A 21,870-nucleotide genomic window follows, 5' to 3' on the forward strand; every position below is an offset into this window, starting at 1 on the left:
CGCCTATTTCTTCTGGCGGTCCCGCACGTCTTCGCTGACACGCGATTGTCGCTGGCGACAGCATCGAGACCAGGATCTGTGGGTCTGCGCCTTTTGCGGCGCGAGATCCGACGGATCAGATCGTCCTTCGAAATGTCTGCGACAATCAATCGGCAAATAGAAATCGGGCCGAGACATGCTCGGCCCGTTTCACTCTATGCTGCGTCCGGGAAGGCCGCTTGCAGTGCGATCTCGACCATGTCGCCAAAACTACGCTCCCGTTCAGATGAGGGCAGGGCTTCACCCGTCAGCAGGTGGTCCGAGACGGTTAGAACCGCAAGAGCACGGCATTTGTGTCTGGCGGCGAGGATATACAGCTCGGCCGCTTCCATCTCGACCCCCAGAATGCCGTGACGCACCATCTGTTCGTTCAGATCAGGGCGCTCATCGTAGAACACATCGGACGAATAGATCCCGCCCACATGGGTTGGTGTTCCCTTGGCTGCCGCCGCATTGGCCGCGGCCTGCAACAGCCCCCAATCGGCGCAGGGGGCGAAGTTCAGTTCCTTCATGATGCCCCGCGACGGTGTGCTGAGCGTGGTCGATGTCATAGCCAGGATAACATCGCGGACATTGACGCTGTCCTGCATACCACCGCAGGAGCCAATGCGGATCAGTGTCTTTGCGCCGAAATCCTGGATCAATTCGTTCACGTAAATGGAAAGTGAGGGCATCCCCATGCCGCTGCCCTGAATGGTGACAGGGTTTCCTTTCCACGTACCGGTGAACCCGAGCATGCCGCGCACGTCATTGACCAACCTAACGTCATCCAAAAACGTTTCCGCCGCCCATTTCGCCCGATAGGGATCTCCGGGCAATAGAACGGTTTCTGCGATGTCGCCTTTTTCTGCGCCAATGTGGATTGTCATTTCTGAAAAGACCTCAAATTCAGATTTCCAACTCGGCGATATCGGTGCCGGAATTCAGCGCGTCATGCACCCATTGAGGTTTGCGCCCACGACCCGTCCAGGTTTGTTCCGGGGCGTTTGGATTGCGGTATTTCGCTTTTGATTTCTGTGACTTGGCGCTTCTTGGCCCGGTGTCCGAAAGCTCGGACAAGGAAAACCCGAATTCGGCTGCGGCTTTTTCGGCAGCTTCCAGAGCGGCTTTGCGCTCGCGCTTTTCAGCATCTACCAGGGCTTTATCTATATCGTCGCGCAATTGCAGAAGTTCATTGCGTGACATTTTTTCAAGCTCAAGTCCCATTACTTTTCCTCTTTCAGGCGTGAGTGGCTACGGTTGAAAAATACAAGCCGTATTTCCATACGCCGATATAGGCTATTCCCGGTATTTCGGGAATAGCCATCAAGAGTTTTTCAAAACGGGTGTTATTCGGCGGCGATTTCCTGCGGGTCCACCAGCGCGACGATGTCGCCCATGATTGCGTTCAATTCGAAATTCTTGGGCGTGTAGATTCTGGCGACACCCATTTTCTTCAAAGCGTCTGCGTCATCGTCCGGAATAATCCCACCGACGATGACAGGCACGTGCGACAGGCCTGCCTGTTTCAGGCGGGTCATTACGTCTTCGACCAGAGGCAGATGACTGCCAGACAGGATCGACAAACCGATCACATGGGCATCATCCTCGGATGCGGCCGAGACGATTTCTTCTGGTGTCAGGCGAATGCCCTCATAGCTGATATCCATGCCGCAATCGCGGGCGCGGAAGGCAATCTGCTCGGCTCCGTTGGAATGGCCATCCAACCCCGGCTTGCCGACCAGGAATTTCAAACGACGCCCGAGCCGGTCACTAACCGCATCGACCGAGGCGCGCAGGTCCTCCAACCCTTCGGTCTTGTTCGAGACCGAGCCGGACACGCCGGTTGGGCCACGGTAGGTGCCGAAGACCTTGCGCATTTCCTCGGCCCATTCACCCGTGGTTGCACCGGCCTTGGCCGCAGCAATCGAGGGCTCCATGACATTTGCCCCGGTTTGTGCCGCCTCACGCAGAGCACCTAGAGCAGCAGCCACGGCTAGGTCATCACGCTCTGCCCGCCATTCGTTCAAGCGATTGATCTGCTCCTGCTCGACCGCAGGGTCCACAACCATGATGCCGCCATCCTCGGTTTGCAGAGGCGAGGGTTCACCGTCGACCCATTTGTTCACACCGACCACAATGGTTTCGTTCCGTTCAATGCGGTTCAGGCGTTCCGCATTGGAATCGACCAGTCGTGACTTCATATATTCGATCGAGGCCACGGCACCACCCATGGAGTCGAGATTGGCCAATTCGGCCCGCGCGCCTTCCTTGAGTTCTTCGACCTTGGCATCAACCGCCGGATTCCCGTCGAACAGATCGCCATATTCCAGCAGGTCCGTCTCATAAGCCAGAATCTGCTGCATGCGCATCGACCACTGCTGGTCCCAGGGGCGGGGCAGGCCCAAAGCCTCATTCCAGGCAGGCAATTGAACGGCACGGGCGCGCGCCTTTTTCGACAGGGTCACAGCCAGCATTTCGATCAGGATGCGGTAGACGTTGTTTTCCGGCTGCTGTTCGGTCAGCCCAAGCGAGTTGACCTGAACGCCATAGCGGAATCTGCGGAACTTGGGGTTCTCAACGCCGTATCGTTGTTGAAGGATTTCATCCCAAAGATCGACGAATGCCCGCATTTTGCACATTTCGGTGACAAAGCGGATACCTGCATTTACGAAGAAGGAAATGCGTCCACATAGGGCAGGGAAGTCCTCGGCAGGCACACGAGGGCGTAGCTCATCTAGCACCGCAATGGCGGTGGCGAGCGCGTAGGCCAGCTCCTGTTCCGGGGTCGCGCCGGCCTCTTGCAGGTGGTAGGAACACACGTTCATCGGGTTCCATTTTGGCACGTTGGTGTAGCAATACTCAGCCACATCCGCGATCATCTTCAGTGACGGCTTTGGCGGGCAGACATAGGTGCCGCGGCTGAGATATTCCTTGATCAGGTCATTCTGAACAGTGCCTTGCAGCTTTGAGACATCCGCGCCCTGTTCCTCGGCCACAGCGATGTAGAGCGCCAGCAGCCATGGGGCCGTCGCGTTGATCGTCATCGAGGTGTTCATCTGCTCTAGCGGGATCTGATCGAACAGGACCCGCATGTCGCCCAGATGGCAGATCGGCACACCCACTTTGCCAACCTCACCCCGCGCTAGCGTGTGGTCGCTGTCATAGCCTGTTTGAGTCGGCAGATCGAACGCCACCGACAGGCCAGTCTGACCTTTGGCGAGGTTGCCGCGATACAGCGCGTTCGAGGCTTTGGCGGTGGAATGACCAGCATAGGTTCGGATCAGCCAGGGGCGGTCTTTCTGCATCTGCGTCATGGGCGGGCCTCGTGTTTCGGTGGGTAACAAAATTACGTCTACGGGTTCTAAATCGCAATTTTCAGGCATTGTCAATTCGCTGCGTTGCGGCATATGCGAATTGTCTAGATTGTGAGCCGCCTCGTTTGGTGGCAGTGTGGCCCGATGTTGAGAACCGTGGAACTTCCGCTGTGGCTATTCCTGTTGATCGTGGTCTTTGCCATGGTCACTTTTGCCTCGCATTTTCTGTTCCCTTCCGTCCGCTGGTTCTTTCGCCGCAGGCTTGAGAGGGCGGTCTCTCGGTTAAACCAACGCCTGCAGAGGCCGATCCAGCCGTTCAAACTTGCGCGGCGGCACGACATGATCCAGCGGCTCATCTATGATCCTCAGGTCGGGCACGCGGTGCAGCAGCACGCCCATGAAGAAGGCATCCCCGAAGCCGTTGCGTTCGAACAAGCCCGCCGATACGCGCGTGAGATCGTGCCGTCCTTTTCGGCTTTTGCCTATTTCAGCTTCGCCATTCGCCTGTCCCGATTGCTGAGCAACGCGTTCTACAACGTGCATCTCAGCTATAAGGATGAAAGCGCGATCAAGGATATCGACCCCGAGGCGACGGTTGTCTTTGTGATGAACCATCGCAGCAATATGGACTATGTTCTGGTCACCTATCTGGCGGCGCAGCAATCCGCCCTGTCCTATGCCGTGGGCGAATGGGCGCGGGTTTGGCCGCTCAGCCGGTTGATCCGCGCGATGGGCGCGTACTTCATCCGTCGCAAATCAGGCAGCGAGCTGTATCGCCAGGTTCTGGCCAGCTATGTCCGGCACGCGACCGAAGCGGGTGTAACGCAGGCAATGTTCCCCGAAGGCGGGCTCAGCCTGACCGGCGCTTTAGGGCGCCCCAAGCTGGGTTTGTTGAAATATATTATCGACGGCACCTCGCCCGAGGGGCGCGATGTGGTGTTTGTGCCGGTGGCCCTGAACTATGACCGCGTGCTTGAGGACACGATCCTGACGCGCGCCGCCCTCGGAACCGATCGACGTTTTCGCGCGCGGATCGGGGTGATCACAAGCTGGGTTCTCAAGCAAATCTGGCGTCGGTTGATCGGTCGCTACAAGCGGTTCGGACTGGCCGCGGTTCGGTATGGTAAGCCGATCTCGCTGAAAGACTTCGAGGCACGAGCCGGTGATGACGTCATGACCGACCTCGCCCGCGCGTTGATGAAACGGATTGGCGCAGCGATTCCCTTGGTGCCGGGGCCGGCCGCGTGCTGGCTGCTGCGCGAGAATGGCCCTATGCCCGAACAAGAGGTGCGGAGTCGTATCCGTGCCCTCATGGAAGCCGATGGTCTGGCGCTGGCGGAATCAGAGGACGCCATCACCAGCGCTGTGGATCAAATGGTCGAACGGCGCATTCTGACCCTTGAAGACGGGGTTTTGAATCTGTCCGGGCAGCGCGAGGATCTTTTGGATTATTATGCAGAGTCAGTACCAGAACAGGTGAAATCCGCCAATGCTGCGCTCGCGAAAGATGTTTCTGCACCCGCTGGGTCATAAAATTACAAAAATAGACCAAAGATGGTTGCAATGTTGCGCAACCCCTCCTATCCCTCTGTAGGAGAGGCGGCGATTCTGCGCCGCGGCAAAGATATTGAAAAGGAGGCCAGCATGGCTTTGGACACCGAAAGCGGTATCGCGTCGTACGAGGCACCCGAAAAGGACCTCTATGAAATGGGGGAAATCCCTCCGATGGGGTTTGTTCCCAAGCAGATGTACGCCTGGGCGATCCGCAAAGAGCGTCACGGAGAACCAAATACTGCGATGCAGCAGGAAGTGGTCGATGTGCCCGAGTTGGACAGCAATGAGGTTCTCGTCCTCGTGATGGCGGCGGGCGTCAATTATAACGGCGTCTGGGCCGCTTTGGGCCAGCCGATCAGCCCGTTTGATGGCCACAAGGCCCCCTACCATATCGCTGGTTCGGATGCGTCGGGCATCGTTTGGGCCGTTGGCGACAAGGTCAAGCGCTGGAAGGTTGGTGATGAGGTGGTGATCCACTGCAACCAAGACGATGGCGACGACGAGGAATGCAACGGCGGGGATCCGATGTACTCGCCCAGCCAGCGCATCTGGGGCTATGAGACCCCAGACGGGTCGTTCAGCCAATTCACTCGCGTGCAGGCGCAACAGCTGATGCCGCGTCCCAAGCACCTGACCTGGGAGCAGGCGGCGTGCTATACCCTGACGCTAGCGACGGCCTACCGGATGCTGTTCGGTCACGAGCCGCATGACCTGAAGCCCGGTCAGAACGTTCTGGTTTGGGGTGCCTCGGGTGGTTTGGGCTCTTACGCGATCCAGTTGATCAACACGGCTGGTGCAAATGCGATCGGCGTGATCTCGGACGAAAGCAAACGGGATTTCGTGATGGGGCTGGGCGCCAAAGGCGTTCTGAACCGTAAGGACTTCAACTGCTGGGGTCAGCTGCCCACGGTCAACACGCCCGAATATGCCGAGTGGTTCAAAGAAGCCCGCAAGTTCGGCAAGGCGATCTGGGATATCACCGGTAAAGGCAATAACGTTGATATGGTGTTTGAACACCCCGGCGAAAGCACCTTCCCAGTGTCGACCTTCGTGGTCAAAAAAGGCGGTATGGTCGTGATTTGTGCCGGCACCACCGGGTTTAACTGTACCTTTGACGTGCGCTACATGTGGATGCACCAGAAGCGCCTGCAGGGTTCGCACTTTGCGCATCTGAAGCAAGCGGCAGCCGCCAACAAGCTGATGGTCGAACGCCGTCTGGACCCCTGCATGTCGGAAGTGTTCGCGTGGAACGATCTGCCCGAAGCGCATATGAAAATGCTGCGCAACGAGCACAAGCCGGGCAACATGTCGGTTCTGGTTCAGGCCCCGCGCACCGGCATGCGCACTTTGGAAGAGGTTCTGGACGCGCGACCATAAGCCCATCCTGAAATAGACAAAAACACCCGCGAATCGGATATTCGATACGCGGGTGTTTTGCCTTCTGGGAAAGTCCTTTTTTGTTTCAACAGGTTGGAATTTTGCCCCTCACTATTTTTGGGGAGTAGAAACCGGTGAATAGGTCAAAAAGATCGCACATGTTATGGTTGTGTTAACACTTCGTTAACTGTTTCAGAGAGACCCTAATGGCGCAAAATGAGTGGATACTGGACGTATTGTCGGACCTCAACGCGTTCGCTGTTGCGAATGGGTTCACTGCCTTGGCCGAACAGCTGGACGACACCAAGCTGATTGCCGCAGCCGAGATCGCGTCCATGACAGATAAGGCACGGGCGCCCGCGGATGGGAACAGAACTCGATTTGGGTCAGATCCTGAAGGATTTGGAAAACACCAGCACGCTTGATGAGCTTGGCTCGGTCGCCATTCGCCTGCGCGACTGTCTGAAAGTCGAACATCTGACCTATCATTGGGTGGATGCCGCCGGGGATCAGTACGGCTATACCACCTATTCCAATGCCTGGGATGAACGGTATCGCGAAAAAAACTATCACCGCATCGACCCTGTGATACTGGGGTGTTTCCAACGATTTCACCCGGTTGATTGGAAATCGCTGGACTGGTCCGGCAGGGTGTCCAAAGCGTTTCTTCAGGATGCATTGGAACATGGGGTGGGCAATCAGGGTTATTCGATCCCGATCCGAGGGCCGAACGGGCAGTTTGCGCTGTTCACCGTCAATCACAGTTGTGACGACGGCACTTGGCAGGATTTCATCTCGACTTTTGGCCGAGAATTGATTCTCGTGGCGCATTACATCAACCGCAAAGCACTGGAGTTTGAAAAGGACAGGCAGCCTGAAGCGACCCGAGGTCTGTCCCCGCGTGAAATTGATGCGATGACGTTGCTTGCGCAGGGCTTCAGCCGCGCGCAGGTCGCGCATTCCCTGTCGATCTCGGAACACACGCTTAGGGTCTACATTGAAAGCGCGCGCTCGAAACTGGGCGCGCAAAACACGACACACGCGATCGCGACCGCGCTCAGCCGTGGGTTAATAGTCGTTTAAGCAACGTACGGTCTTAGAACAGTAAATTAACCACGACTTCGTACCCCTTTCGTTCCTGTACAGGATGACAAGGGGAATTAGTCATGTTGCTTTATTTGTATGCGGATGAGCTGCAAAAATTTCCAGCTTTGGCCGAAGGGATGTTTCGCGATCGCGCGGATCAGTTCAAAACCCGGCTGGGATGGGACGTTTACGTCAATGAAAAAGGGGAAGAGCGGGATCAATACGATGATCTCAACCCGCTCTACGTGATTTGGGAGGAGCCGGATGGTAGCCATGGCGGCTCAATGCGGGTTCTGCCGACCACTGGCCCGGTCATGGTGAACGAGGTGTTCGGTCATCTCAACGAGGGCGAGCCGATCTGCAGCCCTCTGATCTGGGAGGTCACGCGCTTTTGCCTATCGCGCACAGCCAGCCCCCATACGGCTGGGGCTATCATGCTGAGCGGCGGTGAAATGATGGAGGGGTTCGGCCTGACCCATATCGCCGGCGTCTTTGATGCGCGGATGATCCGGATCTACCGGTTGATCGGGTCGTCTCCGATTGTGTTGGGGTCCGAGGGGAAAGGGCGCGATCAGATCTCGGTCGGCCTGTGGCCCTATTCCGCGGATGATTGCAACCGCGTGGCCGAACGGGCGGGCATCCCGCGCGAGCTTTCGCGCCTATGGTTCAAAACCGCATTCGGCCCGGCAAAACAACACCGATTTGCGCTGTCGGCCTAGGACCTTGAAAACCCAAATCCGTATCTGGTGAAGGGTGGCGTGGCCCTGTAGGGTCGCGCCATGTCTTTGCCCAATGTGACCTTCTCAGAAGATCAGGCCGCCGCCTATGACAGTATCGCCGAGATGCTGCGCTCTGCCGGGGTGGACCTTGAAGATGATGCGCTGCTGAAACTGCCGGGAAACGGTGAATCGGGCGTTATGGCCGTGATCGGCAAGGCTGGTTCGGGCAAGACCCTACTGCTAGCTGAACTGTACAAGGCGCTGGCCGAGACGGGCGTTCACATCGTCTCGGGTGACTATGAAAGCCGCAAGTCTCGCGACAAACGCAGTCTGGCGATTCTGGCCCCCACGAACAAAGCCGCAAGCGTTTTGCGCCTGCGGGGGGTACCCGCGACGACCATCCATCGCATTCTCTACACGCCCGTCTACGACCCGGAATATGAACGGATTGCCGAATGGCTTGAGGGCAATGACGAACGGCCCGAGATCGAAGGCCTGACGGATGAGGCGCTGGACCGGGCCGCTGCTTTCTATCAGAACAACAAGTCGATCCCGGGTGCTCTGGCCGCCGCCGGTTTGCGCGGGTCGGATTTCATCACTGGCTGGAAACGCCGGGAAGAGCCGCTGGATATCGGTTTTGTCGATGAAGCCTCGATGCTGGATGACCGCCAGTTTGATGATCTGAAGGAGATCTTCCCGTCGTTGTTGTTGTTCGGTGATCCAGCACAGCTGGCACCAGTGAACCAATCTGGCAGCATGGTGTTCGAAACCCTGCCCGAGCCGCGCAAACTGACCCTGCATCGCATACACCGGCAGGACGCCGATAATCCCATCCTCGATCTGGCTCATGCGCTTGCTGACCCTGCCATGGGGTTTGAGGATTTCGAGCGTCTGGTCGAAGACACCTCGCGTCGCGATGACCGTGTGGTCTGGGGGCAGAGGGTCGAGGTTGATCTGATGGCCCGCAGCCCGGTTCTGGTCTGGCGCAACGCAACGCGCATCCGTCTGATCCAGGCCTTCCGGCAGGTCCATGGCGCCCCCGAGACGGAATTGCTGGAAGGTGAGCCGCTGATCTGCGACGGGATAGAGCTGCCTCTGAAACACCGTAAGAAACGACTGGATCTTGAGGCGCGCGGCCTGATCAAGGGTGCTCAGGTGGTTTATCTGGGGCCGGGGCGAAAACCCGGTTTCTCTCGCCTGCATGTCATGGGGGCCGAGGACCCTCAAGTCAGTGCCGCGTCGATTGTGCAGATCGAAAAGCCGGATGAAGAAGAGCCGTTTATCCCTTATGCCGCGCGTATGGGTGCGACCTTTCTGCATGGGGCAGCGGTTACTATCCATAAGGCGCAGGGTTCGCAATGGGATACGGTGCAGGTCTTTGCGCCGGACATCTACGCCGCTGCCCGCATGGGTCGGACCGAGGCCGGGCAGCCCTTGTGGAAACGACTGGCCTATGTTGCCATCACCCGCGCGCAGGAACGCTTGATCTGGGTGGTGCGCAATCGGTTGTCCAAACCCACCCATCCTCTGCGCGTCGATGATCTGCGTGCCATTCCGGCGACGACCCTGACACTGGAGGCTGAAGAGATATGAAATCCATCCTCATAACCGGCGCGAGTTCCGGGATCGGAAAGACTACAGCAGAGCTGTTTCTGGCTGAGGGCTGGACCGTCGGCCTGCTTGCCCGCAGCGAAGACAAACTGACGGAACTGGCCGAAGGGCATCGCAACGCCATCCCTCTGGTTGCGGATGTGACGGATCCGGTGGCGGTTGCGCGCGCCTTTCGGTCGTTCTCGAACAGGGCCGAACGGCTGGACGTTCTGTTCAACAATGCAGGCATCTTCGCACCCGGCGGTACGATTGATGAAATCGCGTTGGAGGACTGGTACCAAAGCGTCAACGTCAACCTCAACGGTATGTTCCTGAGCGCGCGTGAGGCGTTTCGGATCATGCGTCATCAAACCCCACAAGGCGGACGCATCATCAACAACGGCTCAATCGCGGCTTATGTGCCGCGCCCGAATTCGGTGCACTACTCTGCAACGAAACATGCCATCACCGGGCTGACGCGCAGCCTGTCGCTGGACGGGCGCGATTTTGGCATTGCCTGTGGTCAGATCGACATCGGAAATGCCCGCACACAGATGGTGCAGGGGCTAGTCGATGCTGCGATTGCCGACGGTGCGACGCCCGATCCGACCATGGATGTGGAAGACGCTGCCAAATCGGTGCTGCACATGGCAAATCTGCCGCCCGAGGCCAATGTGCAGTTCATGACCGTGATGGCCACGACCATGCCCTATATCGGCCGGGGCTGAGCGCTACTTTTCGCGGAGCAGACGGAAAGCCGTCGAGGCCCCCCACCCAGCGGCGATGGCGATGACCAGTGACATCAGCCCGTACCAAACGGGCTGTTCGCGGGACATGTTGTAGAGAAACCGCTCAAGCCCCACTTTGCGCACGTCGATGGTGGTTTCGTATTGCGACACCACATTGCCGCCCCGCGTCAGGAAGATGCGCGCGGCATAGTCGCCTTCGGTCAGGTCGGCGGGCATGTCGATGGAAGTACGGAACAGGGTTTGTTCATCCACGGCAACCGTGTTTTCGCGGATCGAATACAGGCTCTCGCTTTCGCGAATGCGTATCACGGCATCGGCAAAGTCCTGAGCGGCCTCAATATGCATGGCCGCCCCAACCGAGCGGATGGCCCGTTCGATGGAAACCCGATAGCGGAGATCCTCGGTATTGGTGAGAATTTCTTTAAATGGTCCGCTGGTGGCAACAGCGTAGAAGCTGGGGGCCAGATCGACCTCGACGCTGTCGGTGTTCACCCAGATTCCTAGTTTACGTTCTTTACGGCGCACGGTCAGAGGCTCGGACGGGCCGGCAACGGTGACGATCACCTCTAGCGGAGGGCCTTCGGGGATCGGAGCTTCGCGCTTGATGGCCCCGAAGATCAGAATTTCGGACCCGTCGAACGTGGCGGTAATGGCAACGCGGTCCTGGCTGAGGCCCAGGACCACCTGCTCTTCCGCGGCAGCCGCGGGCAGGCAGAACAGGCACAGGGCGGTGATCAATGAGCGGACCATGATCAGTGCCCCCCGCTGGCGCCAAGCGAATACAGCTCGGACGGTTCCAGAAGCAGATCAAGCGCCAGCTTGCCGCAGACGACCAGCACAAGCGCGGCCAGCAAAACCCGCAATTGTTCGGCTGGCATCCGGGCGCCGATCACGGTTCCTATCTGAGCCCCAATAACGCCGCCGACCAGAAGCAGCACGGCCAGAACCACGTCCACGGTGTAGTTCGTGGTGGCATGCAACATTGTCGTGAAGGCGGTTACGAAGATGATCTGGAACAGGGATGTCCCGACCACAACCTTGGTGGGCATGCCCAGCAGATAGATCATCGCGGGCACCATGATAAAGCCGCCGCCGACGCCCATGATCGCGGACAGAACGCCTACGCAGAGGCCGACCAGAACTGGAGGGATGACCGAGATATACAGACCCGAGGTGCGAAAGCGCATCTTGAAGGGCATCGCATGGACCCAGCCGCGCTGACGGCGCTTGGCAGGTGCCCCTCCGCCCTTCTTGGCCTTGCGCAGGGCGCGCAGGCTTTCGACAAACATCAGGCTGCCGATCACGCCAAGGAAGACGACGTAGCACAGCGTCACCAGCAGATCGACCTGGCCCAAGCTCTTGAGGTAGTTGAACACGACAACGCCAAGCGCGGCCCCGATGAGGCCGCCGATCAAAAGCACCGTGCCCATCCTGAAATCGACCGTCCTTCGCCTGAAATGAGCCAGAACGCCCGAGAAGGACGAGGCGACGATCTGGTTGGCTTCGGTCGCGACGGCAACTGCCGGAGGGATGCCGATAAAGAACAGAAGCGGCGTCATAAGGAACCCACCGCCGACTCCGAACATGCCCGACAGAATGCCGACCATGCCTCCAAGCCCTAGCAGTAGAAAGGCGTTTACGGAGACTTCGGCAATCGGAAGGTAAATTTGCATGGCATGCTCTAGTCGTATTGAGTTCGGCTGTGCAAAGCGGTGAACCCGCCGGCATCGGAAATGCGTGCAGCCTGAATATCGGGCGCTGCGGTCACAGGCCTACCACCCGTCTTTGGCAAATACGAGGGGAGGTTTGCACTCTTTTCTATCAGAGGAAACACGCACATACCCTCTTAGAACGGTTGCGGCATGCAAAATCAACTCTGCATGCCGCTCTGCAGCGAACAGGACCCAGAATTGGCCCTGAACTGGACTTATCAGCGCTCTTTCACGTAGGGATCGCCGCCGGCGCGGGGCGGAACCGCCTTGCCGACGAAGCCCGCAAGAATCACCACGGTCAGGATATAGGGCAGGGCGTCCATCACCTGCACAGGGATCACGATGCCGCCCAAGTCGATATTCTGGAACCGCAGCGCGATGGCCTGAAGTAGACCAAACAGCAAACAGGCCCACATCGCGTGCCAAGGCCGCCATTTCGCGAAGATCAGCGCCGCCAGCGCGATGAACCCGCGACCGGCGGTCATTTCCTTGACAAACCCGGCCTGAAGGGCGGTTGCCAGATAGGCTCCGGCGATACCGCAGAGCACGCCGCATATGGCGACAGCCGCAAAGCGTAGACCGACGACTGAGACACCGGCTGTATCCACGGCAGCGGGGTTTTCACCCACCGCACGCAACCGCAACCCGAACCGGGTGCGATAGAGGATCCACCACGTCGCAGGCACCATCAGGAAGGCGATATAGACGAGGATCGAATGGCCGGACAGCAGCTCGGAATAGATCGGGCCGACGAAGGGCACGTCGCTCAGCGCTTCGGCGAAGGGGAAGTTGATCGGTTCAAACCGGCCTTCCCCGAACAACGACGGGGTGCGCCCGCCTTGTTGGAACCAGCTTTGCGCGATCAGAACCGTCAGGCCTGAGGCCAGGAAGTTGATCGCCACGCCTGAGATCAGCTGATTGCCCCGGAACGTGATCGACGCCACGCCATGTAGTGCCGACAAAACGAGAGACGACGCGATCCCCGCGAGCAATCCTAACCAGACCGAGCCGGTCACCGCTGCCACAGCCGCCGAGAAGAAGGCCGAGATCAGCATTTTGCCCTCAAGCCCGATGTCGAAGATCCCGGCGCGTTCGGAATAGAGGCCCGCAAGACAGGCCAGCAGCAATGGCGTCGCCAGGCGGACGGTGGAGTCTAGAACCTGGATCAGTGTTACGAACGAATCCATCACTGAGGCTCCTTCCGCAGTGCAAGGAACAGCTTTTCAAGCGGCATCCGCACCATGTTGTCCAACGCTCCGGTAAACAGGATCACCAGCGCCTGAATGACGACGATCAGCTCACGCGGGATGGATGTCCACAAGGCCAGTTCGGCACCGCCTTGATAGAGGAAGCCGAACAGAAGCGCCGCGAGGAACACGCCGAACGGGTGCGAACGGCCCATCAGCGCCACGGCGATCCCGATGAAACCCGCGCCTTCGGTTGAGTTCAGAACCAGACGCTCTGCCTCACCCATCACGTTGTTGATGGCCATCAGACCAGCTAACCCGCCCGAGATCAGCATGGCGATGATGGTGATGCGAACCGGCGAGATCCCGGCATAGACGGCACCGGTTTCCGAATGACCATAAGCCCGAATTTCATAGCCCAGCCGGGTGCGCCAGATCAGAGCCCAGACCACGAAACAGGCTATGATCGCCACGAAGAACGAAATATTGGCCGGTGCGCCGCGGAACATCACGTTCTCAGCGGTTGAGAACATGGATTGGAAGGTCGGCAGGTGTACTGCCTCGGGGAAGCGCGCTGTTGCCGGGTCCTGCGAGCCTTGCGGGCGCATGACATTTACCAGCATGTAGTTCAGGAAGGCGGCTGCGATAAAGTTGAACATGATCGTGGTGATCACGATGTGGCTGCCACGTTTGGCTTGCAGGTAAGCCGGGATTGCGGCCCATGCTGCGCCAAATACAGCGGCCCCCAGTCCTGCAGCGATCAGAGCGATGCTCCAATGCGGCCAAGGGATGTAGAGACACACCATCGCCACTCCAAGGCCGCCCAGCATGGCCTGACCTTCGCCGCCGATGTTGAACAGCCGTGCGTGAAAAGCCACGGCCACCGCGAGCCCAGTGAACATGAAGTTGGTCGCGTAGTAGAGCGTATAGCCCCAGCCATAGGTCGACCCCAGCGCGCCTGTGACCATCAGGTTCACGGCCTCAACCGGGTTCTCTCCGATGGCGAGGATCACCAGCGCCGACAGGATCGTGGCCAACACCAGGCTGATGATGGGGATCAGCACGACGTCGGCCCATTTGGGCATTTTTTCCATCTTACGCGGCCTCTCCCGCAACACCGGCCATCAGCAGGCCCAGTTCTTTTTCATCTGTCTCATGGGGTAGACGCTCACCCATGATATGTCCGTCAAACATCACGGCGATCCGGTCCGAGAGCGAGAAAATCTCCTCCAGCTCGACCGAGACCAGCAGGATCGCTTTGCCTTGGTCGCGCAGGGCTACGATCTGTTTGTGAATGAATTCGATCGCGCCAATGTCTACGCCGCGGGTCGGTTGGCCAACCAGCAACAGGTCTGGGTTCCGCTCAATCTCGCGCGCGACGACGATTTTCTGCTGGTTGCCTCCGGAAAAGCTTTTGGCGGTCAGCCAGCCGTTTGGGGGACGCACATCGAATTTCTCGATCTTTGCTTCGGTGTCCGCGCGAAGGGCGGCGTTGTCCATGAACAGGCCGCGCTTGTAGGCCGGGTCACGGTGATAGCCGAAGGCAACGTTTTCCCAAGCATGGAAATCCATGATCAGACCTTCGCGCTGACGGTCTTCCGGTACATGCGCGATGTGCTGCGCGCGACGCGCCTGACCATCAGACCCGGCCCCGCTGAGGGGCAAGGGCGTACCGTTCAGCTTGATCGAGCCCTGACCGGGGCGCATCCCACCCAGAACTTCCAACAATTCCGACTGGCCGTTGCCCGCGACGCCTGCGATGCCGACGATCTCACCGGCGCGGACGGTCAGGTCGATGCCTTTGACACGTTCAACACCTGCGGCATCGAACACGCGCAGGTCTTGGACCTCAAGAATGGGTTTTCCGGGCTGCGCGGGCACCTTGTCGACCTGTAGCAGGACCTTGCGGCCCACCATCAGTTCGGCCAGATGCTCCGGGCTGGTTTCGGAGGTTTTGACCGTGGCCGTCATCTCTCCGCGCCGCATGACCGAAACGGTATCGGTGTTCTCCATGATCTCGCGCAGCTTATGCGTGATCACGATGATCGTCTTCCCTTCGGCCCGAAGACGGTCGAGGATGCGGAACAGCTGGTCGGCCTCGGCCGGGGTCAAAACGCCGGTGGGCTCATCAAGGATCAGGATCTCGGCCTTGCGATACAGCGCCTTGAGGATCTCGACCCGTTGCTGCATGCCCACGCCGATCTCATCGATGCGCTTGTCGGGATCGACGAACAGCTCGTACTCTTCTTCCAGCGCTTTCAGCTCTTTCCGGGCTTTGGCCAGAGACGGGGCCAGCAGCCCGCCATCCTCGGCGCCCAGAACAATGTTTTCAAGAACGGTGAAGTTTTCGACCAGCTTGAAGTGCTGGAACACCATCCCGATACCCGAGGCGATGGCCGCCTGACTGTCTGGAATGTCGGTCTTGGTGCCGTTGATCCAAATCTCACCTCTATCGGCTTTGTAGAAGCCGTAGAGAATGCTCATCAGCGTGGATTTGCCCGCACCGTTTTCACCGATGATCCCATGGATCGTGCCGGGGGCGACGCTGATGGAAATGTCTTTATTGGCCTGAACCGGCCCAAAGGCTTTGGAAATCCCTTTGAGCTCAATGGCGGGGACTGTCATGTCTTGTCCTTGGGTTGCCGAAGGGCCGCGCGGTTCGCGGCAGAGTGGGACCGAGGCGGAGGTCACCCCCCGCCCCGTGCGATATCAGAACTGCAGCGCCGGGCAGCTGTCGTTCTCGTAGTAGCTGACAACGGAGATGTCGCCGTTGATGATCGCTTTGCGTGCTTCGTCCACGGCGTCGTTCATACGAACCGAGACAAGTTCTTTGTTGTTCTCGTCCATGGCAACACCAACGCCGTCCTCGGCCAGGCCCATGGCGAATACGCCGGTTTCCAGATCTTCACCTGCTTTCATCGCGTCATAGACTGCCACGTCCACGCGCTTGAGCATCGAGGTCAGAACCTTGCCCGGGTGCAGGTGGTTCTGGTTGCTGTCCACGCCGATCGACAGGATGCCTTCATCCGCTGCGGTCTGCAGAACACCAACACCGGTGCCGCCTGCGGCCGCATAGATCACGTCGGCGCCTTGGCTGATCTGCGCTTTGGTCAGCTCGGACCCTTTAACCGGGTCGTTCCATGCGGCAGGTGTTGTGCCGGTCATGTTGGCAACAACATTGATGTCGGGGTTCACGGCCTTGGCGCCTTGCGCATAGCCGCAACCAAAGTGGCGGATCAGCGGGATATCCATGCCGCCGATGAAGCCGACAGTGCCCGACTCCGACGCCATTGCAGCCATCATACCAACAAGGTACGAGCCTTCGTGCTCGGCAAAGCCGATCTGACGGATGTTCGGGGCGTCCAGCCAGGTGACGTCAACCGCGACGAACTTGGTCTCAGGATAGTCGCCGGCAACGGCAGACAGCGGATCGGCCATGGCGAAGCCCATGGTGATCACCGGGTTCGCGCCAGCTTCGGCGAAACGGCGCAGGGCCTGTTCACGCTGTGCTTCGGACTGAAGCTCGATCTCGCGATAGGTGCCGCCGGTTTCGTTGGCCCAACGCTGTGCGCCGTTATGTGCGGCTTCGTTGAACGACTTGTCGAACTTACCACCCAGGTCAAAGATCAGGGCCGGTTCGGCCAGTGCGGCACCAGCGGTCAGAGCGACGGCGGCGGCAGCGCCCATCAAGGATTTCATCAGGGTCATTTGGTACTCCCGTTGTTTTTGTCGGTTCGAGGTTAAACTAGCCTCGTTTACCCACCTATAGCGAGCATAACCGTTGTGATGACGGGAATTAAGGCCGTATGCAACAGGCATGGTCAACTGATTTTTGACCACTTGGTCTAAAAAGTGGGATGTAGGGCTACGGTAGGGGGCGTTCCATCACGATTGCGTCGCAATTTGAGGCGGAATCCCGTGTATAGTAGCCTTTTCGCCTCCCGCATTGGCTGTATCCGAAGCGCTCATAGAGCGCGATAGCGGCCCCATTGTCAGCCGCCACGTCAAGAATCGCGCGCGCCGCACCGAGGTCAGCAGCAATGGCGTGCCAGTTTTTCATGCAGGTTGCAGCCAAGCCCTGACGCTGATGCAGGGGGTGAGTCGCTATGGTCAGCAACTCGGCCTCGCCCGCGATGACCTGAAATAGGGCAAAGGACTTGGGGCCTCCGACAACATAGGTGAAGCGGTTTTGCAGTAGGTCTTCGAACTCGGCAGCCGTCCACGGGCGCGCCTGTGTGAAGGCCGCAGCGTGGGTCAGGGCCATGTCGTTCGGGGTCATTCGTCCAGCAGCACAGGAGGGAGGTCGCGAGAAGGGGCCGCATCCGCGGGGCGAATGTAAAGCGGTGCGGGTGGGGCCGTTTCCGTGCCGTATCGGCGCGCCGCGACTTGGGCGATGGCCTGAACATGCGCGTTTGGATCCGTGGCAGTGAAGAGGGGGCCAAGCCCCTCGGCCTCGGCCCGAGGCATCAGGCGTGAGCCTTCTGAGGTCCGCACATAGACCTGATCGCGCGGGGCCGAGATCGCGGGCAGGTGACCGTCGGGCATGATCTCGGCCAAAGCGTCAAAACCTGACACGCCGACGGCCGGGATGTTCAGACCCAATGCAAGCCCGCGTGCCGCTGAGACTGAGATTCGAATGCCGGTGAAGTTTCCCGGTCCTACGCCAACACCAATGGCGTTCAGGTCTTTCCAGCCAAGACCGGCCTCAGACAGAACCTCCTCCAGCAGAGGCATCAGGCGTTCGGCCTGCCCACGTGACATGGCCTCGGCCCGCGTGACGACAATTTCAGAGCCACGCAACAAAGCGGCCGCGCAATGCGCGGCCGATGTGTCAAATGCCAGAAGGGTCGGTTCAGACGGCAACGGGGCGAACCTCGGTCACTTCGGGGATATAGTGGCGCAGCAGGTTTTCGATCCCCATTTTCAGGGTCAAGGTCGAGGACGGGCAGCCCGCGCAGGCCCCTTGCATGTGCAGGTAGACCACGCCGCGGTCAAAGCCGTGGAAGGTGATGTCGCCACCGTCCTGAGCCACCGCAGGGCGCACACGGCTGTCCAGCAGATCCTTGATCTGGTCGACGATTTCCGAATCCTCGCCGGTATGTTCGGCATGGCCGGATGCGGGCGCCGCCTCGGCCCCCATGACGGGCTGGCCGGATTGGTAATGCTCCATCACCGCGCCGAGGATGCTTGGCTTGATGTGGTCCCAATCGACGTCATCCGCTTTGGTGACGGTGACAAAGTCATTGCCAAAGAACACGCCGGTCACGCCGCTGACCGCAAAGATGCGCTGGGCGAGTGGCGATTTTTCGGCCGCTTCTGCGGATGGGAAGTCGGCTGTGCCTGCCTCAAGCACCGTCTGGCCGGGCAGGAACTTCAAGGTCGCCGGGTTCGGGGTGGATTCGGTCTGAATGAACATGAGGCAGCTCCGTTTTCGTTGCTTCTGATATGCGGGCAGCCGCCGTGGAAGTCAAGATTTGGAACCGTTCTAAATTGTCAGGGCGTGGTTTATCGCGTCAACCAACCGGTCATCGCCCCAGAAAACCTCATCCCCGACGAAAAAACTGGGTGCGCCGAACAGGTCCAGATCCTTGGCGCGGCTGGATTGAGCAAAGAGCGCCGCTTTGACCTGCGGGTCTTGCGATTTGTTCATAAAACCGGCGGGCAGACCTGCGGCTGCAAGGCAATCGGTCAATGTTGATGCGGCCGAGATATCGCGGCCTTCGCCGAACTCGGCCATGTAGACGGCACGGGTAAACGCGGCCCGCTGGTCTTGGGCCCCGATGGCGACGGCCAAACGCGCAGCGGTCAGGGAATTCTGCGGAAACGGATCAGGGCGTTGAAACGGCAATGCGCGCGCGGCGCATAAACGCTCCATATCCCGCCACATGTAGCGGCCCTTGGCGGGGTAGATCGTGAATGGAGAGGTATTCCAGCCCTGTTCGGCAAAGATGGGCCCCAAAAGAAAGGGCTGCCAATCTATGGGCACCCCTTTTTCAGCGGCCAGTTGCTCGATCCGCATCGCGCTGAGGTAAGAATAGGTCGAGGCGAATTCGAACCAGAACTGAACGGGTGCTGCCATGGTGCCTCAGGTAATCTCTTCCAGTTTTTCCTTACTCAGATCGCCCGGCACGATGGTGATCGGGATCGGCATGCTGCCCGAGTTCTTGGTCAGCTGAGTCACCAGCGGACCCGGCCCTTTCTTGTCGGTGCCGGCGCCCAGAACCAGAACCCCAATCTCCGGGTCGGACTGTACGTGTTCGATGATCTGCGCCACCGGATCGCCTTCGCGAATGGCCAGTTCAGGCTCAACGCTCTGCTTGTCGCGCATCCATTTGGCGAAGACTTCGAAATGGGCGTGGATGCGCTCGCGGGCCTCTTCGCGCATGGTTTCGGCCACACCGATCCAGTGATTGAATTCATCCGGCGGGATCACGGACAGAATTGTCACGCCGCCGCCGGTATGCGCGGCCCGCATCGCGGCAAAACGCATGGCGTTCAGGCATTCGCGGCTGTCATCCAGAATGACGAGAAACTTGCGCATTTGGGTCCTCTTGATTTTCTGGGATCATGCCCGACCGATGACGTGCTGGCAACTCGGGTAAATCCCTAGCGCTCGCTTGCTGCCCAATCCCAGTAGAGCGCGCGGGCGCGACGGGCGATAGTGCCAACCTGATATTGCGTGTCGTCCAGAGCGGTCACGGGCGTCACCTTGTTCATGTTGCCGGACATGAACACCTCATCCGCCGCATGGAAATCATCAAAGCTGAGGACGGACTCATGTACGGTGACACCATCGGCGCGCAGGTTCTTGATGTGTCGCGCGCGGGTAATCCCGGCTAGGAAGGTGCCGTTGGGCATGGGGGTAAAGACCTCTCCGTCTTTGGCCATGAAGATATTGGCGGTGGCGGTTTCGGCCACATTCCCCATCGCGTCGGCGACCAGCGCGTTCGAGAACCCTTTGGAGCGCGCCTCAGTCAGCATCCGGGCGTTGTTCGGATAGAGACACCCGGCCTTGGCATTCACCACGGCGGATTCCAGCACCGGACGGCGGAACCGGGTGGTTGTCAATGTAACCGAGGCCGTTTCGGGCGCCATTGGGATCTCTTCAAGACAGATGGCGAAACCGGTACTGTCTTTCTGGGGCACGATGGCCGTGACGTCTCCGTGGATGCCCCAATACATCGGTCGGATATAGACAGCCTGATCCGGGCCATAGGCTTGCAGCCCTTCGCGTACCAGATCGACCATCTGTTCCGGGGTCACGGTCGGGGTCAGCATCAGCGCCTCGGCGGATCGGTTCACGCGGGCGCAATGGGCCAGCAGGTCAGGGGCCATGCCGTCAAAGTAGCGCGCGCCATCAAAAACCGAGGACCCCAGCCACGACCCATGATCTGCCGCCCGCATGATCGGTGCGTCCCCTTCATGCCATTGGCCTTCGAAATAGGTGCGGATATTCTTGCCGACTGCCATAGCGCCCTCCCTCAGCTTTCGGCAAACCTAGGAGGGCGTCAGGCGAAGGTCCAGTGCAATCAGCGCGATGCAGCGCCGACCATGCCCACAATCTCGTAGGTTTGCTTCAGGATCGGGGCGGCAATCGCGCGCGCCTTTTCCGCACCACGGGCAAGGATCTGGTCAATCTCGGATTGTTCACCCATCAGGCGGGCCATCTCGGACGAGATCGGAGACAGTTTTTCGACCGCCAGTTCCGCGAGCATCGGTTTGAACTCACCGAACTGCTTGCCCCCAATCTCGGCCAGCACTTGCGCGGCCGAGCTGTCGCTGAGCGCGGCGTAGATATTGACCAAATTGCGCGCCTCAGGGCGATCTTCCAAACCGTCGACTTCCGACGGCAGGGCATCCGGGTCGGTTTTGGCCTTGCGGATTTTCTTGGCGATCGTGTCGGCATCGTCGGTCATGTTGATGCGGCTCATGTCTGACGGATCAGATTTGGACATCTTCTTGGAGCCGTCACGAAGGCTCATGACCCGCGTGGCCGCCCCTTCGATCACGGGTTCGGTGACCGGGAAGAAATCGACGCCGAAATCGTTGTTGAATTTGATCGCGATGTCGCGCGTCAGCTCAAGATGCTGTTTCTGGTCCTCACCCACCGGCACATGGGTTGCGTGATAGATCAGAATGTCCGCGGCCATCAGCGCCGGATAGGCAAACAAACCCAGCGAGGCGTTTTGAGTGTTCTTGCCCGCCTTGTCCTTCCACTGGGTCATGCGCTGCATCCAGCCCATTCGGGCAACGCAGTTGAAGATCCACGCCAATTGCGCGTGTTCGGGCACCTGGCTTTGGTTGAACAGGATGGATTGTTCTGGGTCGATGCCCGCCGCAATATAACCCGCGCACAATTCGCGCGTGTTGTGCGACAAGGCGGCGGGGTCCTGCCAGACGGTGATTGCGTGCAGGTCGACCATGCAATAGATGGTTTCGAACTCTGGCCCCTGCATATCCACAAAGCGCTTCATCGCGCCCAGATAGTTGCCCAGGGTCAGCCCGCCCGAAGGCTGGATGCCGGAAAACACGCGCGGCGTGAATTGGGTCTGGGTCATCGA

22 protein-coding genes are annotated in these 21,870 nt (G+C 59.2%); 6 read left to right on the forward strand and 16 right to left on the reverse strand.

Features of this window, described 5'->3' with window-relative positions:
- Positions 1-194: 194 nt before the first annotated feature.
- The 3 genes from deoD to ACR0IP_RS19540 form a co-directional block, all read right to left on the reverse strand.
- Positions 195-908 (reverse strand): purine-nucleoside phosphorylase, encoded by a 714-nt coding sequence (deoD, locus tag ACR0IP_RS19530; protein WP_170468961.1) that lies wholly within the window; start codon positions 906-908, stop codon positions 195-197.
- A 19-nt stretch (positions 909-927) separates the two neighbouring features.
- Positions 928-1,245 carry an H-NS histone family protein gene (locus ACR0IP_RS19535; RefSeq protein ID WP_170678757.1) on the reverse strand — a complete coding sequence of 106 codons (318 nt, stop codon included), beginning with the start codon at positions 1,243-1,245 and terminating at the stop codon, positions 928-930.
- Positions 1,246-1,367: 122 nt separating this feature from the next.
- The gene (locus tag ACR0IP_RS19540; RefSeq protein WP_170678759.1) at positions 1,368-3,335 is read right to left on the reverse strand and encodes a protein meaA; all 1,968 of its coding nucleotides are present in this window, start codon (positions 3,333-3,335) and stop codon (positions 1,368-1,370) included.
- Between the two features lie 144 nt (positions 3,336-3,479).
- On the opposite strand from ACR0IP_RS19540, the gene ACR0IP_RS19545 reads away from it, so the two are divergent.
- The 6 genes from ACR0IP_RS19545 (at position 3,480) to ACR0IP_RS19570 (ending at position 10,389) form a co-directional block, all read left to right on the forward strand.
- Positions 3,480-4,868 carry a 1-acyl-sn-glycerol-3-phosphate acyltransferase gene (locus tag ACR0IP_RS19545; protein WP_170721177.1) on the forward strand — a complete coding sequence of 463 codons (1,389 nt, stop codon included), beginning with the start codon at positions 3,480-3,482 and terminating at the stop codon, positions 4,866-4,868.
- A 111-nt stretch (positions 4,869-4,979) separates the two neighbouring features.
- Positions 4,980-6,266, forward strand: a complete 1,287-nt coding sequence (ccrA, locus tag ACR0IP_RS19550; protein ID WP_170468948.1) for a crotonyl-CoA carboxylase/reductase — start codon at positions 4,980-4,982, stop codon at positions 6,264-6,266.
- A 363-nt stretch (positions 6,267-6,629) separates the two neighbouring features.
- Positions 6,630-7,349 (forward strand): helix-turn-helix transcriptional regulator, encoded by a 720-nt coding sequence (locus tag ACR0IP_RS19555; RefSeq protein WP_480527407.1) that lies wholly within the window; start codon positions 6,630-6,632, stop codon positions 7,347-7,349.
- A gap of 83 nt (positions 7,350-7,432) precedes the next feature.
- Positions 7,433-8,071, forward strand: a complete 639-nt coding sequence (locus ACR0IP_RS19560) for an acyl-homoserine-lactone synthase (RefSeq protein ID WP_480527409.1) — start codon at positions 7,433-7,435, stop codon at positions 8,069-8,071.
- Between the two features lie 60 nt (positions 8,072-8,131).
- Entirely contained in the window at positions 8,132-9,664 is a 1,533-nt protein-coding gene (locus ACR0IP_RS19565) for an AAA family ATPase (RefSeq protein WP_170642784.1), read from the forward strand.
- On the forward strand, positions 9,661-10,389 hold the full coding sequence (locus ACR0IP_RS19570; RefSeq protein WP_170642785.1) for an SDR family oxidoreductase: 729 nt from the start codon (positions 9,661-9,663) through the stop codon (positions 10,387-10,389). The genes ACR0IP_RS19565 and ACR0IP_RS19570 overlap by 4 nt, the downstream gene beginning before the upstream one ends.
- 3 nt (positions 10,390-10,392) lie before the next feature.
- Here ACR0IP_RS19570 and ACR0IP_RS19575 read toward each other — a convergent pair whose 3' ends face one another.
- The 13 genes from ACR0IP_RS19575 to trpS all read right to left on the reverse strand — a co-directional run bounded on the left by ACR0IP_RS19575 (position 10,393) and on the right by trpS (position 21,867).
- A complete protein-coding gene (locus ACR0IP_RS19575) occupies positions 10,393-11,160 on the reverse strand; it encodes a TIGR02186 family protein (RefSeq protein ID WP_170642786.1) in 768 nt (255 codons plus the stop codon).
- 2 nt (positions 11,161-11,162) lie between these two features.
- On the reverse strand, positions 11,163-12,083 hold the full coding sequence (locus ACR0IP_RS19580; RefSeq protein ID WP_170691469.1) for a sulfite exporter TauE/SafE family protein: 921 nt from the start codon (positions 12,081-12,083) through the stop codon (positions 11,163-11,165).
- A 257-nt stretch (positions 12,084-12,340) separates the two neighbouring features.
- The gene (locus ACR0IP_RS19585; RefSeq protein WP_480527412.1) at positions 12,341-13,309 is read right to left on the reverse strand and encodes an ABC transporter permease; all 969 of its coding nucleotides are present in this window, start codon (positions 13,307-13,309) and stop codon (positions 12,341-12,343) included.
- Complete coding sequence (locus ACR0IP_RS19590; RefSeq protein WP_170378926.1) at positions 13,309-14,403, reverse strand: ABC transporter permease; 1,095 nt, start codon at positions 14,401-14,403, stop codon at positions 13,309-13,311. The genes ACR0IP_RS19585 and ACR0IP_RS19590 overlap by 1 nt, the downstream gene beginning before the upstream one ends.
- A 1-nt stretch (position 14,404) precedes the next feature.
- Entirely contained in the window at positions 14,405-15,934 is a 1,530-nt protein-coding gene (locus ACR0IP_RS19595) for an ABC transporter ATP-binding protein (protein WP_480527414.1), read from the reverse strand.
- Between the two features lie 84 nt (positions 15,935-16,018).
- The gene (locus ACR0IP_RS19600) at positions 16,019-17,017 is read right to left on the reverse strand and encodes a BMP family ABC transporter substrate-binding protein (protein WP_170378922.1); all 999 of its coding nucleotides are present in this window, start codon (positions 17,015-17,017) and stop codon (positions 16,019-16,021) included.
- A gap of 157 nt (positions 17,018-17,174) precedes the next feature.
- Positions 17,175-17,588, reverse strand: a complete 414-nt coding sequence (locus ACR0IP_RS19605; protein WP_480527416.1) for a GNAT family N-acetyltransferase — start codon at positions 17,586-17,588, stop codon at positions 17,175-17,177.
- Entirely contained in the window at positions 17,585-18,172 is a 588-nt protein-coding gene (tsaB, locus tag ACR0IP_RS19610) for a tRNA (adenosine(37)-N6)-threonylcarbamoyltransferase complex dimerization subunit type 1 TsaB (RefSeq protein ID WP_480527418.1), read from the reverse strand. Before tsaB ends, ACR0IP_RS19605 begins: the two co-directional genes overlap by 4 nt.
- Positions 18,162-18,725, reverse strand: a complete 564-nt coding sequence (locus ACR0IP_RS19615) for a NifU family protein (RefSeq protein ID WP_170462695.1) — start codon at positions 18,723-18,725, stop codon at positions 18,162-18,164. The genes tsaB and ACR0IP_RS19615 overlap by 11 nt, the downstream gene beginning before the upstream one ends.
- A 69-nt stretch (positions 18,726-18,794) precedes the next feature.
- Positions 18,795-19,388 (reverse strand): DsbA family protein, encoded by a 594-nt coding sequence (locus ACR0IP_RS19620; protein WP_480527420.1) that lies wholly within the window; start codon positions 19,386-19,388, stop codon positions 18,795-18,797.
- A 6-nt stretch (positions 19,389-19,394) separates the two neighbouring features.
- Positions 19,395-19,850, reverse strand: coding sequence for a universal stress protein (locus ACR0IP_RS19625; protein WP_170378913.1), 456 nt, complete (start codon positions 19,848-19,850; stop codon positions 19,395-19,397).
- 65 nt (positions 19,851-19,915) lie between these two features.
- Positions 19,916-20,779 (reverse strand): branched-chain amino acid aminotransferase, encoded by an 864-nt coding sequence (locus tag ACR0IP_RS19630; protein WP_480527422.1) that lies wholly within the window; start codon positions 20,777-20,779, stop codon positions 19,916-19,918.
- 59 nt (positions 20,780-20,838) lie between these two features.
- Positions 20,839-21,867 (reverse strand): tryptophan--tRNA ligase, encoded by a 1,029-nt coding sequence (gene trpS / locus ACR0IP_RS19635; protein WP_480527424.1) that lies wholly within the window; start codon positions 21,865-21,867, stop codon positions 20,839-20,841.
- Positions 21,868-21,870 lie beyond the last annotated feature (3 nt).

The sequence above is a fragment of the Ruegeria sp. AL11 genome (assembly GCF_056540865.1).

What these genes read in the sequence shown, in the direction of transcription:
- ACR0IP_RS19615 (WP_170462695.1), bottom strand. Translation starts at nt 18,725, where the DNA reads ATGTTCATTCAGACCGAATCCACCCCGAACCCGGCGACCTTGAAGTTC.
- ACR0IP_RS19605 (WP_480527416.1), bottom strand. Translation starts at nt 17,588, where the DNA reads ATGACCCCGAACGACATGGCCCTGACCCACGCTGCGGCCTTCACACAG.
- ACR0IP_RS19585 (WP_480527412.1), bottom strand. Translation starts at nt 13,309, where the DNA reads ATGGATTCGTTCGTAACACTGATCCAGGTTCTAGACTCCACCGTCCGC.
- ACR0IP_RS19540 (WP_170678759.1), bottom strand. Translation starts at nt 3,335, where the DNA reads ATGACGCAGATGCAGAAAGACCGCCCCTGGCTGATCCGAACCTATGCT.
- ACR0IP_RS19560 (WP_480527409.1), top strand. Translation starts at nt 7,433, where the DNA reads ATGTTGCTTTATTTGTATGCGGATGAGCTGCAAAAATTTCCAGCTTTG.
- ACR0IP_RS19630 (WP_480527422.1), bottom strand. Translation starts at nt 20,779, where the DNA reads ATGGCAGTCGGCAAGAATATCCGCACCTATTTCGAAGGCCAATGGCAT.
- ACR0IP_RS19575 (WP_170642786.1), bottom strand. Translation starts at nt 11,160, where the DNA reads ATGGTCCGCTCATTGATCACCGCCCTGTGCCTGTTCTGCCTGCCCGCG.
- ACR0IP_RS19545 (WP_170721177.1), top strand. Translation starts at nt 3,480, where the DNA reads ATGTTGAGAACCGTGGAACTTCCGCTGTGGCTATTCCTGTTGATCGTG.
- ACR0IP_RS19590 (WP_170378926.1), bottom strand. Translation starts at nt 14,403, where the DNA reads ATGGAAAAAATGCCCAAATGGGCCGACGTCGTGCTGATCCCCATCATC.
- ACR0IP_RS19625 (WP_170378913.1), bottom strand. Translation starts at nt 19,850, where the DNA reads ATGCGCAAGTTTCTCGTCATTCTGGATGACAGCCGCGAATGCCTGAAC.
- trpS (WP_480527424.1), bottom strand. Translation starts at nt 21,867, where the DNA reads ATGACCCAGACCCAATTCACGCCGCGCGTGTTTTCCGGCATCCAGCCT.
- ACR0IP_RS19580 (WP_170691469.1), bottom strand. Translation starts at nt 12,083, where the DNA reads ATGCAAATTTACCTTCCGATTGCCGAAGTCTCCGTAAACGCCTTTCTA.
- ACR0IP_RS19555 (WP_480527407.1), top strand. Translation starts at nt 6,630, where the DNA reads ATGGGAACAGAACTCGATTTGGGTCAGATCCTGAAGGATTTGGAAAAC.
- ACR0IP_RS19565 (WP_170642784.1), top strand. Translation starts at nt 8,132, where the DNA reads ATGTCTTTGCCCAATGTGACCTTCTCAGAAGATCAGGCCGCCGCCTAT.
- ccrA (WP_170468948.1), top strand. Translation starts at nt 4,980, where the DNA reads ATGGCTTTGGACACCGAAAGCGGTATCGCGTCGTACGAGGCACCCGAA.
- ACR0IP_RS19620 (WP_480527420.1), bottom strand. Translation starts at nt 19,388, where the DNA reads ATGGCAGCACCCGTTCAGTTCTGGTTCGAATTCGCCTCGACCTATTCT.
- ACR0IP_RS19595 (WP_480527414.1), bottom strand. Translation starts at nt 15,934, where the DNA reads ATGACAGTCCCCGCCATTGAGCTCAAAGGGATTTCCAAAGCCTTTGGG.
- ACR0IP_RS19535 (WP_170678757.1), bottom strand. Translation starts at nt 1,245, where the DNA reads ATGGGACTTGAGCTTGAAAAAATGTCACGCAATGAACTTCTGCAATTG.
- deoD (WP_170468961.1), bottom strand. Translation starts at nt 908, where the DNA reads ATGACAATCCACATTGGCGCAGAAAAAGGCGACATCGCAGAAACCGTT.
- ACR0IP_RS19570 (WP_170642785.1), top strand. Translation starts at nt 9,661, where the DNA reads ATGAAATCCATCCTCATAACCGGCGCGAGTTCCGGGATCGGAAAGACT.
- ACR0IP_RS19600 (WP_170378922.1), bottom strand. Translation starts at nt 17,017, where the DNA reads ATGACCCTGATGAAATCCTTGATGGGCGCTGCCGCCGCCGTCGCTCTG.